Origin of the sequence: Paraburkholderia sp. ZP32-5 (assembly GCF_021390495.1) — a bacterium.
Taxonomy (GTDB): Bacteria; Pseudomonadota; Gammaproteobacteria; order Burkholderiales; family Burkholderiaceae; genus Paraburkholderia.
The window spans coordinates 869,231-881,306 of record NZ_JAJEJP010000001.1 but is presented as its reverse complement, the minus strand read 5'-3'; the positions used below and the strand labels follow the sequence as shown (position 1 = coordinate 881,306).

Genomic DNA, 12,076 nt, shown 5'->3' with positions numbered 1-12,076 from the left:
TATCCGCAGGCGCTGCCTGGTCACATCGTGCCCAGCAGCGCCTTCGGTTCGACAAACGCCTCCAACCCGAACGCACCGTATTCACGGCCGATGCCCGATTGCTTGAAGCCGCCGAACGGCGCCGCCGGTTCATGCGCGAGCGTATTCACGAGCACGCGCCCCGCTTCGATTCGCGCCGCCACCGCGCTCGCCCGTTTCGTATCGGCTGAGCACACGTAGGCCTGCAATCCATACGGCGTATCGTTGGCAATCGCGATCGCATCCTCGGTATCGCGGTACGCGATGATCGACAGCACCGGGCCGAAAATCTCCTCGCGCGCAATGGTCATGTCGTTGCGCACATCGCTGAAGATCGTCGGACGCACGAACCAGCCCGCGTCGACGCCATCAGGACGACCCTCACCACCGGCAATCAGCCGCGCGCCTTCATCGATACCGATGCCGATATAGCGCTGCACGCGCTCCCACTGCTTCCGGCTCACCATCGGGCCGATGCTCGTGTGGAGATCGCGCGGATCGCCGGACTTCACCTGCGCGACGGCCGCGACGATCTTCGCTTCGAATTCCACGAGCCGCGAGCGCGGCACCAGAATCCGCGTACCGGCGATACATGCCTGGCCGCTGTTCATGAAACCGGCCTGCAGCGCAAGCGGAACGGCTTCGTCGAAATCGGCGTCGTCGAGGATCATCATCGGCGACTTGCCGCCGAGTTCCAGCGTTACGCGCTTCAGCGTTTCCGCCGCGGTGCGCAGGATCGTTTTGCCGACCGCGGTCGAACCGGTGAACGACAGCTTCGCGATATCCGGATGCGCGCTGATCTCGGCGCCCACGGTTTCGCCGCGCCCGGTGACGATATTGAACGCCCCTGCCGGCAGCCCCGCCTGATGCAGCGCCTCGGTGACGACGCGCGTCTGCAGCGCGCTCATCTCGCTCGGCTTGATCACCGCCGTGCAACCGGCGGCGAGCGCGGCCGCGAGCTTCCCGCAGATAAAACCCGCGTCACTATTCCATGGAGTGATCAGGCCGGCCACGCCAAGCGGCTGCATCACCACTTGCGCCGATCCGGCGCGACGCTCGAACGCATAGTGTTCGAGGACCTTCACCGCTTCGAGCAGCACGTCGCTCGCGTGACGGGCCATCCAGCGGCCGCGCGACACCGGCGCGCCGTATTCCTCGACGATCGCGTCGAACAGTTCATCCTCTTTCGCGACCACCGCCGCGTGCATGCGCTTCAGCATGTCGATGCGCTCGGCCTTGCTCGTGCGCGAGAACGCAGGAAAGGCGCGCTTTGCGGCCGCGATCGCAACGCGCGCATCCTCGGCATCGGCGAGACGCACGCGGCCGATCACCTGCTCCGTCGATGGATTGAACAGATCGAAAAGCTCGTCGCCGTGCGGCGTAACGAAGGCGCCGTCGATATAGATCTGGTCGATGATTTGCATGGTTCGTCCGTTCGCGAAAGTCGGGAGGTTCGTCGTGTGATGCACGCAGAATAGGCGATCGCGATTGAGCCGAATAGCCGTACAATCCAACATGACCTGTTGAACGATTCAGGATAATCAAAACCTCGTGAAAACCTCCGGCCTGACTGAACTCGAAGCCGTTCTGGCCGTCGCGCGTCATCGCAGTTTTCGCGGCGCGGCCAGCGAACTGAGCGTGTCGACTTCCGCGCTGAGTCATGCGGTCGCCGCGCTCGAAGCGCGCATCGGCGTGCGGCTATTCAATCGAACCACGCGCAGCGTATCGCTGTCGGAAGCGGGCGCGCAGTTCGTCAGCACGGTCGCGCCCGCGTTGTCGACCATCCGCGAGGCACTCGAACAGGCCGGCAGCTTTCGCGACACGCCGTCGGGCACGTTGCGCATCAACACGTCGGCGGGCGCGATCAGGCAGGTGATGCCGGTGTTCATCGCGTTTCTGGAACGCTATCCGGAGATGAAGCTCGACATCGTCACGGAAGGACGCCTGATCGATATCGTCGTCGAAGGCTTCGATGCCGGCATCCGGCTGATGGAGCTCGTGCCGCGGGACATGATCGCGGTGCCGTTCGGCGACCGGCAGCGCTTCGCGGTGGTCGGCAGCCCAGCGTATTTCGCACAGCACAAGCTGCCGCGCACACCGTCGGATCTCGCCGCGCATCGATGCATCCGCAGCCGGATGCCGAGCGGCTCCATTTATCAATGGGAATTCGAGCGGCACGGCGAATCGTTGCGCGTCGACGGCGACGGCGCGCTGACGCTCGACGATCCCCACCTGATGCTCGACGCCGCGCGCGCCGGCCTCGGCCTCGCGTATCTGACCGAATGGAACGTCAACGCGGACCTGCAGGCCGGCACGCTGGTGCGGGTACTCGAAGACTGGACGCCGCCGCTCGACGGACTATGCCTGTACTACCCCGGCCGGCGCCATATTCCGGCGGGGCTGCGCGCGCTGATCGACATGATTCGCGAATATGCGGACGCGCAAAAGGCGACGCGGAAAAAGACACGTCGCGCACCGGTCGCACAGCGTGCGCGACGCTGACTGGCGGATATCGCTGCGCTGCTGTCCGATATGAGCTGGTGCGACAGCCGGTGATATGCCCCGTTCGCGGCAACGCGCGAGCGGCATGCGCGGATCGACCGGACCGACCGGCGAGCGCGGCCCGGCACCTCGCGCTTACGCTCGCGCAACGCGATGCCGCTCACCGCAAAAACGGCCTCGCGCCCCCATTGCCGTCACCCGACTCAGGTATGCTGCACTTCTTTCGGACAGCTTCGCTCAAGGGGAGAACATGCGGCGCGTTGTATTCAATCAGAAAGGCGGTGTGGGCAAATCGACCATCGTCTGCAACCTGGCGGCCGTCAGTGCGAGCGAGGGCCTGCGCACGCTAGTGATCGACCTGGACGCTCAGGCGAATTCAACTCAATACCTGCTCGGGCCGCAGGCAAGCGAAATCGATCCGACTGTCGCCGGTTTTTTCGAAACTGCGCTGACGTTCAGCTTCAAACCGGTGGAAGCCACCAGCTTTATTCATCCGACGCGGTTCGAGAATCTCGACGTGATGCCCGCTCATGCCGATCTCGATACGCTGCACGGCAAGCTGGAATCACGCTACAAGATCTACAAGCTGCGCGATGCATTGAACGAGCTCGATATGTACGACGCGATCTATATCGACACGCCGCCCGCGCTGAATTTCTACACGCGCTCCGCGCTGATCGCGGTCGAGCGTTGTCTGATTCCGTTCGACTGCGACGACTTTTCGCGTCGCGCGCTCTATACGCTGCTCGAAAACGTGAAGGAGATTCGCCAGGATCACAACGATGCGCTCGAAGTGGAAGGGATCGTCATCAACCAGTTCCAGCCGCGTGCGAGCCTGCCGCAGAAACTGGTCGACGAACTCGTCGGCGAAGGCTTGCCGGTGCTGGCGTCGCGACTGTCGTCGTCGGTGAAGATTCGCGAATCGCATCAGCAGGCGACGCCGGTCATTCATCTCGATCCGGGACATAAGCTCGCGCACGAATATCGGGCTTTGTATCGCGAACTGAGCGAATAGCCGAAGCGCGGCGAGGTAGCCAGATCAGGCGAGCGCACTGCTAACGACATTCGCTCGCCGACGATCTCGCGATGCTGTTGTGTCTTTACCGCGCGAACAGCACCAGCAATGTGGTCGCGCCGTTACGCAGCACATGCACCGCCAATGTGGCGATAAACGGATGCCCATTGCGCGTGTCCTCGATGACGAACACCGTCGCCAGAATCGCGCCGATCAGCGTCGCCATCACGACGTATGCGGCGCTGTAGTAATGCCCCAACCCGAATATCAGCGCCGAAATGCCGATTGCGATACCCGTTGCACAACGGAATCGCTTCAATAAGCGCAGACAGGCCCATTGATTGATCGTCGTCTCGATCAGCGGAGCTACGATGCACCCAAATACGATCATCTTGACGATCGCGTGCTTGCCCATGTCGGGACCGCCGAAACTCTGCGTGGAGGTGACAAAATTCGCGTAAAGAACGGGCGGCAGTGCGACGACGTACGAACTCACCCATGCGAGTACGATCAGTTTTATCGTCGGTAATTCGAATAGCCAGCGTTTGAGTTTGTGTGCGTAGGTATCAGATGCCACTAGCATTGGGATGCTCTCGCTTTGTCGTGATTGTGTTAGTTCAAACCGAACCGCGAAGCCATACCATCGCGCACACGAACAGAATCGTTTCGACCGCCCCCAGAAAAGCCATCGTGTCGAAGTCGTGCCAGTCCCGCGAGTTGCGCGCAAATGTCGGATACCGTCCGAGCGTGATCAGCTTCAGAGAAAGCCAGCCAACGCCGGCGAACAGGCCGTTCAATACCAGTTGGCCGGACAAGCGAAGAAACAGGGCAAGCGCGGTATCCATTGTTTTTATTCCCGGCTGAAGAAGGTCTGAAGCTTACTGATTTGTCGGCTATCTTACGCGGATCGCAAGTAAGGCAGCGATGCCTCGGCTATTTGCTCAGGCGGGTTTCTCCCTCTCGTCTAACTCTCGCTCTCTCCGCTCTCTTGAGCCCGCATCCGTTGCGATCAGGTCTCGTCCCTACGCCACCGGCTTCGCTCACTGCCCCCTCCGGTCGTTGATTCCCCCCGTCCTTTCTCCATCAACCAGTGGCCGGATTTTGTAACCATTAAAAATCATCTTGACAAGTTACCACTCGAATAAGTAACCTTCTCATCAACGTTTTAACGGTTACACACCAGAAACCCACTACGATCGAAGGAGCAGCGAAATGAATCCAGGTAACGTGAATGTGGTGCTCGCGCATGGCGCATGGGCAGACGGCTCGAGCTGGAGCAAGGTGATCGACCAGTTGAGTGCGCAAGGCATCCGTGCGATCGCGGCGCCGCTGCCGTTGACGTCGCTCGCCGACGACGTGGCCGCGCTCGAACAGACGCTAGAGCGCATCGACGGGCCGGTCGTGCTCGCGGGCCATGCGTATGCGGGTGCGGTAATTGGCGCGGCGCGATCCGACGCAATCGAAGCATTGGTGTTTATCGCCGCGCTCGCGCCCGACGAAGGAGAAACGGTCGGCGACGTGTTCTATCGCGGCGAGCAGCATTCGCAGGCACCAAAGCTGGCGCCGGATCGGCACGGCCGCATCTGGCTGGCAGAACCCGACTTCGCGGCCGCATTCGCGCAGGACGCCACGCCGCAAGAATTGGCGGTGCTCGCTGCGGTGCAGCGCCCGATCTCGGTGGCATGTATCGGCGAGGCGGTCGGCAGACCCGGTTGGAGAGATACGCCGAGCTGGTATCTGATTGCCGAACAGGATCGGATGATCGATCCGAACACTCAGCACTTCATGGCGGATCGGATGAACGCGCACCTGCATTCGCATCAGGTCGATCACACGCCGCTCGTTACCGCGCCGCAGATCGTGACGAACGTGATCGTCGACGCGGTCCACGCGATATCGGCGCGCTGAGGCTCATCGCCAACGTTTCGATCCTTCAGTCCACAACCTGCCAGACGGCTTTCATCAATTGCCGCTTCAACAGCCGCATCAACTTATCGTCATCGAGAGAGAAATCATGTCATCCATCGCCTATCGTTATGCCGACGTCGACCAGTTCAAGGTGTTCTACCGCGAAGCCGGTCGAGCCGGCGCGCCGAAGCTGCTGCTGCTCCACGGCTTCCCAAGTTCGAGCCATATGTTTCGCGATCTGATTCCGAAGCTGGCGGATCGCTTTCATATCGTCGCGCCGGATCTGCCCGGCTTCGGATTGTCCGACATGCCGTCGCGCGATCAATTCGCCTATACGTTCGACAACCTCGCCAACGTGATCGACCGCTTCACCGAAGTGATCGGCTTTGATCGTTACGCGGTGTACGTGTTCGATTACGGCGCGCCGACAGGTTTTCGTCTTGCGCTGAAGCATCCCGAGCGCATCACCGCGATCATTTCGCAGAACGGCAACGCCTACGAAGAAGGTTTGAGCGATGGCTGGAATCCGATTCGCGCGTATTGGCAGGACCCGTCGCAAGCGAATCGCGACGCGTTGCGTGCGCTACTCACGCATGACACGACCGTATGGCAATACACGCATGGTGTCAGCGATGCGACGCAGGTGTCGCCCGACGGCTATTCGCTCGATGAGTTTTATCTGAACCGCCCCGGCGCGCACGACGTGCAACTCGATCTGTTCGGCGACTATCAAAGCAATGTCGCACTGTACCCGGCGTTCCAGCAGTGTTTCCGCACGCATCAACCGCCGTTCCTCGCGGTATGGGGCAAGAATGATCCGTTCTTCCTGCCGCCGGGTGCCGAAGCATTCCGTCGCGATATGCCGCAAGCGGTCGTGCGCTTCTTCGATACCGGCCATTTCGCGCTGGAAACCCACGCGGCCGAAATCGCCGAGGCCATTAGCGGCTTTCTGATTCGCTGACGCGCGGTGCGATGTTCAGCAAACAACTCGACTGTTGATTGAATCGAACCTGTCCTTCCTACAAGGAGAAATGAAATGTCCGCAAACGTAGCTATCGTGACTGGCGCGAGCCAGGGTATCGGCCGGTCGACCGCGATCAGACTGGCACGCGATTTCAAGTCGATCGTGCTGGTTGCGCGCAACCGCGAAAACCTCGAACAGACGGCCGCCGAGGTCGCGAAAGCCGGCGCGACGCCACTCGCACTCGATCTCGATCTGTCCCGGCCCGACGCCGCGGGCAAAGTGGTCGAAGAGACGCTCGCGACCTTCGGGCGTATCGACGCGTTGCTGAACATCGCCGGCGCGGTGCCGCAAATCGACATCCTCGAAATGACCGACGAGCAGTGGGACAACGGCCTCGCGTTGAAGCTGCACGGCGCGCGACGTTTGACGATCGCAGCATGGCCCGCGCTGAAAGCATCGTCAGGGTCGGTCGTATTGATGTCGGGCAATTCGGCGCTGTTTCCGAAGGCACCCTATGCGGCGGTGGGCACGATCAACGCGGCGATCGTTGCACTCGCGAAGGCGTTCTCGGATCGCGGCATCACCGATGGCGTGCAGGTCAACAGCGTGTTGCCCGGCGCTGTGATGACGGGGCGCCGCAAATCGTATCTGGAACATTGGGCGCCGCTGCACAACATGACCGTCGAAGAGGCGACCGCGAAGTTTCCCGCGGAGGCCGGCATCACGCGGTACGGCACGCCGGAGGAAATTGCCGAGTTGATGGCGTTTATCGTGTCGCCCGCCGCACGGTGGATGACGGGGTCCACGTTGCGGATGGACGGCGGAGAAGTGAAATCGGTGTGATCGTCGAAGCCGCGTGCGTGCGCTGGCGCAGACGCTAACGACAAGTTAGCGGCGCACCTGCGCGCGAAAGATCACCGATGCGGGCCGGCCGGTTCGCGGATGCAAAGGCTCACGCATCTCGCGAACGGCAAGTCCGCTCGCCGACATCGACTCGATCCATGTCTGCAGCGTGCGGAAATACCACGGCGGGGCATCGGTGAATGCGTCGCCGAACCCCGTCCATGAACCGCTGCGCCAGCCGTCGACATACGGCAGATCACCGCAGGCCATCAGCGGATGCAGCGTTTGCACGATCAACGAGCCGTCGGGTTGAAGCAGCATCGGCATCGCGCGCAGCAAGCCGTCTACCGACTCCTTGCCGAGCAGCGAGAAGTTGCAGATGACGACATCGGTCTTCAGTTCGAGCCGGCCGGTGGCGATGTCTTCATACGACAGCGTCCTGGCGTCAATCACGCCAGCCGCGGTCGCCGCGCGCACCAGTTCGGGCACCACGTCTACCGCCGTCACGCACATTCCGTGCTGCTGCAACGCAAGCGCCAGCCAACCTTCGCCACAGCCCAGATCGAGCACGGTCGCCGGTTTGCAGTCGAGTATCGCGTCCAGCGCGGCTTGATCGGTGATCAAGCGCCGGCTTTCGATTTCTCCGGCACGCACCGCGTTGATCCACGGCGACGCATTGCGCTTCCATGAGTCGACGATCTTGCCGTCGCTAAGCGGGTCGATAGCCATCACGTAGATTCGCTCACCGGTTCACACACCGTTGCGCTCAAATCCGCTTGGCTTCGCGGATGCTCTTCAGAAACGCGCGCGTTCTGTCGCGCGTCGGATCGCCGAAGATCTGTTCCGGCGGTCCTTCCTCGTACACGGCGCCATCGCACAGAAAACAGACCTTCGACGACACCTCGCGCGCGAAGCCCATCTCATGCGTGGCGAGCAGCATCGTCATGCCCTCGCTCGCGAGATCGCGCACGATGTTCAGCACTTCGGACACCAGTTCGGGGTCCAGTGCCGACGTGATTTCATCGAGCAGCAGCACCATCGGATCCATCGCGAGTGCGCGCACGATCGCGACGCGCTGCTGCTGTCCGCCCGATAGCCGGTCCGGATATTCCTTCGCCTTATGCTCGAGGCCAACGCGCTTGAGCAGCGTCATCGCACGTGCTTCGGCCTCGTCCTTGTTCTGCTTCAGCACGCGAATCGGCGCGAGCGTCACGTTCTCCAGCACGCTCATATGCGGAAACAGGTTATAGCCCTGAAACACGATGCCGATGTCGCGACGCAATGCATCCACGTCGACACCAGGACCGGTGATGCGATCGCCATGCACCAGTATCTCGCCGCCATCGATCGATTCAAGGCCGTTGATACAGCGCAGCAGCGTCGACTTCCCCGACCCGGACGGACCGATCAGGCACACGACGTCGTGCTCGTCGACCGTCATCGCGAGGCGCTTGATCACCGGCACCTCGCCATACGATTTCGAAATGTCGCGAATATCGATAAACGACATGGAGTCTCCCTCAGGCTTCGCCGGCACGCATGCGCGCGCGGTCGCGTCGCATCATGCGCTCGACGAATCTCGTTTGCGGAATCGATACGATGATAAAAAGCAGCGCCACGGTACTGACCGCGGAAAGATTGTAGTAATTCGAAGCAATCAACATCGACTGATTGAACGAGTCGATCACGCCGACGACCGACACCAGCGCGGTATCTTTCTGCAACGAAATAAAGGAATTGAGCAGCGGCGGAATGATCTGCCGGATGCCCTGCGGAACGATCACGAAGCGCAAGGTCTGAAAGTGCGACAGACCGAGCGAACGCGCGGCGGCGTTCTGACTCCAGTGAATGCTCAGGATGCCGGCGCGATAAATCTCCGCGACGTAGGCGCCCACGGTCAACGTCAACGCGACGATCACGAATACCGTCAGCGAAAAATCTTTCAGCACGGGGATGCCGGTCAGCGGAATGCCGAAACCGACCAGATAGATCACCAGCACCGCGGGCACCGCGCGAAAGATATCGACATACGCGGTGGCGATCAGACGAACCGGCTTGCCCGCAATACCGGGCGCGAACATCGCGAGCGCGACGATCAACCCCCAGATCAACACGAGTACTTCCGTGACGATCGAGATCTTGATGTTCATCCAGAACGCGGCGAGCACCAAGGGGAATGTCTTCACCATCAGGGGCACCGCGAAGAACGTCTTGGCGACCGCCTGATGGTTGACCAGAAAGAACTGGCAGACAACGACGATGACCAGTTGCGCCAACGCGTAGCCTAACGCGATGAAGCACTGGTCCCGAGCGTCCGAACGCGCACCGCGTGCTTCCGCGACATCGCGACGCGACACTGCGTCGCGAATCCGGCCACACGCTTTGAGCGCCCGGACCACCGGCAACACGACCACGATCGACAGCAACGCGAGAACCACGGCGAGCGCATTGACCCACGCGCCACCGAAATTAGCAGCGAGGAACGATGCGCGCATCACCGCGACCGTGTACCAGCTTCCCGCCACGACGACAGCGACCGCCGCGATCGAGGCGAGCAGCAGTGATGTGGGCACGCAGGGCATGCCCCCCATCCTTAAGCGGCGCCCATTGCCCGTGGGACTCGGCATGATGTCGCTCGTCGGTCGTGTTGCATTGCTCATGGTTCAGGCTCGTTGGGTTGAATGCCGGGTTGTGTCGCTTACGGGTTCAGCACCGGCACTTTGGTCGGATCCGCGCCGAGTTCCGGCGTCAGATATTTGGCGCTCAGCTTGTCCAGCGTGCCGTCCTTCTTCATACCCGCGATCAACTGGTTGAAGGCCGCCAGATTCGGCGAATCCTTGTTGACGAGGCCGCCCCATTTTTCGCCGGTATCGAAACGGCCGACTACTTCCAGTGCGCCATTCGAATTCTTCGCGCGCAGCATCACGTTCGGCGTGTCGTAGATCACCGCATCGACCTGACCCGCGGCCAGCGCGGTGTACATCGACGGCGGATCGTTGAACACCTTCGGCTGCTCGGTAGGCTTCACGTTCTGGACGATGTAATCGTAAGCGGTGGTGCCCCGCTCAACCGCATAGCGAAGGCTGGCGAGATTCTTCTTGTCGACCTTGGTGCCGGCCTTGACCAGAATCCCCTGATCGGAATTGAAGTACGGCTCGGTGAAATTCACGACCTGCTTGCGCGGCTCGGTGATCGTGATTTCGCTCAGCGCGATATCGAATCCGTCCGATTTGCCGGTCAGAATCTGCTGGAACGAACGGCTCACCAGTTCCACACGGTCGAGGCCCGCGCGATACGCCATGTTGGCGGCCATGCAGTACTCGAAGCCGTCCTTGATCGTGTCGAGCGAGTCGCCATTCCACCAGCCCGGCACACCGAGAACCGGCCGCACCGACAGCGTGCCCGGAACCACCGTCTGCAATTTGACCGAGCCTTTCTGTCCGGTGACTTCGCATTTGCCAAAATCCTGCGCGGCGAATGCGCTGGCGGTGATGGCGCTCAAAGCGACGCACACCGCCGCCCGATGAAGCCACGTTGTACGTTTTTCTGCGAGAGGCATGCTGCTTGTCGTCACGTTATTCTCCTCAATTGTGGGCACTGCTTGTTCAACGACCGGGTACACGTCTACAGATTACCGAGTACGACAGCAAAACGAGATCGGGACAAGCCCTGCGCTTCAAGCGGCGCAAGGCGTCGCGGGTTGTGCGATGCCGCCATGAGGCATGCCGCCCGTCACATCGCCCCACAGCACTGCATGATCTTCAGGCAACGCGCGCGAGTTCGGCACCGACAACCACAGCCTCATCAGCATCCGGTCCTGGCCGGTCGTTGCGTCGTCCTTGAAAGCGGTGCGCCCGTGATAAACGATATGGTTGTTCAGTAGCTGGATGTCGCCAGGCGCGAAGCGCATTTCGAAGCATTGCTCCTGAGCGAGTTGCAGCAGCATCCGCAACGCTTCGTGCTCCGCATCGGTCAGTTTGCGCACGCTCGACAGCAGTTGCGCATTCTCGATGTACGTCAGCGAAAAGTGACTCGTGAGCTTACCGTCCCGCACGCCGAACACCGGCAGATCGTAAGTCACGTATTGGCCGCCGGCTTCTTCGCCGAAGCGGCTGCGCGGAATCGGTTTGCACAGCAACGCATGCAGATCCGGCCGGCGCTTGAGCATTTCGTTGTAGACAGTCGCACTGCTCGCGAGCTTGCTGACGCCGCCTTCCGACGCTTGGCGTACGCACAGCAAACCGACCACGTCGCAGCGATCGGTGTGAAAGCGCAGCTCACCGGGTGACAGCGTGCGCGCGCCCGACGACAGGAATTCCTTGCCCGAAGCGTCCACGGTCGAACCATAGAGTTTGGCACCGACGCCCGCGCCTTCGTCCTTGATTTCGCGCATCAGTTCGCCACGGCGGTTCTGGAACATCGGCGTGCCGAGATGATGACCGAGTGCATACCAGATGCGACGCAACTGTTCCTGATCGTAGCGGCCGACATCGAGGCCGCGGATCTTCACCATCCCCGAGCCGTTTTCGAGTTCTTCGCGCACGTCGTCGAAAAACGCCTTTGCGCTCGGCAGCGCGAAGGTATCGCGGTTGACGTCGGCCCAATCGATATCGGCCGACTTGCGGACCGCGACGTCGATCTCATCCAGTACGACGGCCGGAAAGTCTCTGACCCAGCGAGGGTTCTCGTACATCTCGACACCGTTCCACACACACGCACCTTGCAGGTATTCGGCGGATGACATGGGTTCTCCAAAGTGATTGAGACCCGGGCGCTGTCGGCCCCGATCTTCGATGTGGTTAGCACGGGCGCTGCTGCCGCGCTGC

Annotated in this window: 13 protein-coding genes; 5 read left to right on the top strand and 8 right to left on the bottom strand. The window is 61.3% G+C overall.

Annotated elements, in window-relative coordinates:
- Positions 1-20: 20 nt before the first annotated feature.
- Entirely contained in the window at positions 21-1,442 is a 1,422-nt protein-coding gene (locus L0U82_RS03730; protein ID WP_233828592.1) for an aldehyde dehydrogenase family protein, read from the bottom strand.
- A gap of 127 nt (positions 1,443-1,569) precedes the next feature.
- On the opposite strand from L0U82_RS03730, the gene L0U82_RS03725 reads away from it, so the two are divergent.
- On the top strand, positions 1,570-2,520 hold the full coding sequence (locus L0U82_RS03725) for a LysR family transcriptional regulator (protein WP_233828590.1): 951 nt from the start codon (positions 1,570-1,572) through the stop codon (positions 2,518-2,520).
- 250 nt (positions 2,521-2,770) lie between these two features.
- Positions 2,771-3,535, top strand: a complete 765-nt coding sequence (locus L0U82_RS03720; protein ID WP_233828589.1) for a ParA family protein — start codon at positions 2,771-2,773, stop codon at positions 3,533-3,535.
- An 85-nt stretch (positions 3,536-3,620) separates the two neighbouring features.
- Here the strand turns inward: L0U82_RS03720 and L0U82_RS03715 are convergent, their stop codons facing one another.
- Together L0U82_RS03715 and L0U82_RS03710 are read right to left on the bottom strand one after the other, a co-directional pair.
- The gene (locus L0U82_RS03715) at positions 3,621-4,118 is read right to left on the bottom strand and encodes a CPBP family intramembrane glutamic endopeptidase (RefSeq protein WP_233828588.1); all 498 of its coding nucleotides are present in this window, start codon (positions 4,116-4,118) and stop codon (positions 3,621-3,623) included.
- 34 nt (positions 4,119-4,152) lie between these two features.
- Positions 4,153-4,380: a hypothetical protein gene (locus L0U82_RS03710; protein WP_233828587.1), complete on the bottom strand. Its 228-nt coding sequence runs from the start codon at positions 4,378-4,380 to the stop codon at positions 4,153-4,155.
- Between the two features lie 367 nt (positions 4,381-4,747).
- Here L0U82_RS03710 and L0U82_RS03705 point away from each other — a divergent pair, with 367 nt between their 5' ends.
- The 3 genes from L0U82_RS03705 (at position 4,748) to L0U82_RS03695 (ending at position 7,250) form a co-directional block, all read left to right on the top strand.
- Positions 4,748-5,443, top strand: coding sequence for an alpha/beta fold hydrolase (locus L0U82_RS03705; RefSeq protein WP_233828586.1), 696 nt, complete (start codon positions 4,748-4,750; stop codon positions 5,441-5,443).
- Between the two features lie 106 nt (positions 5,444-5,549).
- The gene (locus L0U82_RS03700) at positions 5,550-6,404 is read left to right on the top strand and encodes an alpha/beta fold hydrolase (protein WP_233828585.1); all 855 of its coding nucleotides are present in this window, start codon (positions 5,550-5,552) and stop codon (positions 6,402-6,404) included.
- 75 nt (positions 6,405-6,479) lie between these two features.
- Positions 6,480-7,250 (top strand): SDR family oxidoreductase, encoded by a 771-nt coding sequence (locus L0U82_RS03695; protein WP_233828584.1) that lies wholly within the window; start codon positions 6,480-6,482, stop codon positions 7,248-7,250.
- A gap of 45 nt (positions 7,251-7,295) precedes the next feature.
- On the opposite strand, the gene L0U82_RS03690 is transcribed toward L0U82_RS03695, so the two are convergent.
- The 5 genes from L0U82_RS03690 to L0U82_RS03670 all read right to left on the bottom strand — a co-directional run bounded on the left by L0U82_RS03690 (position 7,296) and on the right by L0U82_RS03670 (position 11,994).
- Positions 7,296-7,979, bottom strand: a complete 684-nt coding sequence (locus L0U82_RS03690) for a class I SAM-dependent methyltransferase (RefSeq protein WP_233828582.1) — start codon at positions 7,977-7,979, stop codon at positions 7,296-7,298.
- A gap of 37 nt (positions 7,980-8,016) precedes the next feature.
- Positions 8,017-8,760, bottom strand: coding sequence for an amino acid ABC transporter ATP-binding protein (locus L0U82_RS03685; RefSeq protein ID WP_233828580.1), 744 nt, complete (start codon positions 8,758-8,760; stop codon positions 8,017-8,019).
- 10 nt (positions 8,761-8,770) lie between these two features.
- The gene (locus L0U82_RS03680) at positions 8,771-9,832 is read right to left on the bottom strand and encodes an amino acid ABC transporter permease (protein ID WP_233828578.1); all 1,062 of its coding nucleotides are present in this window, start codon (positions 9,830-9,832) and stop codon (positions 8,771-8,773) included.
- A 116-nt stretch (positions 9,833-9,948) separates the two neighbouring features.
- Positions 9,949-10,752, bottom strand: a complete 804-nt coding sequence (locus tag L0U82_RS03675; RefSeq protein ID WP_233828576.1) for an ABC transporter substrate-binding protein — start codon at positions 10,750-10,752, stop codon at positions 9,949-9,951.
- A 174-nt stretch (positions 10,753-10,926) separates the two neighbouring features.
- Entirely contained in the window at positions 10,927-11,994 is a 1,068-nt protein-coding gene (locus L0U82_RS03670) for a TauD/TfdA family dioxygenase (RefSeq protein ID WP_233828574.1), read from the bottom strand.
- Positions 11,995-12,076 lie beyond the last annotated feature (82 nt).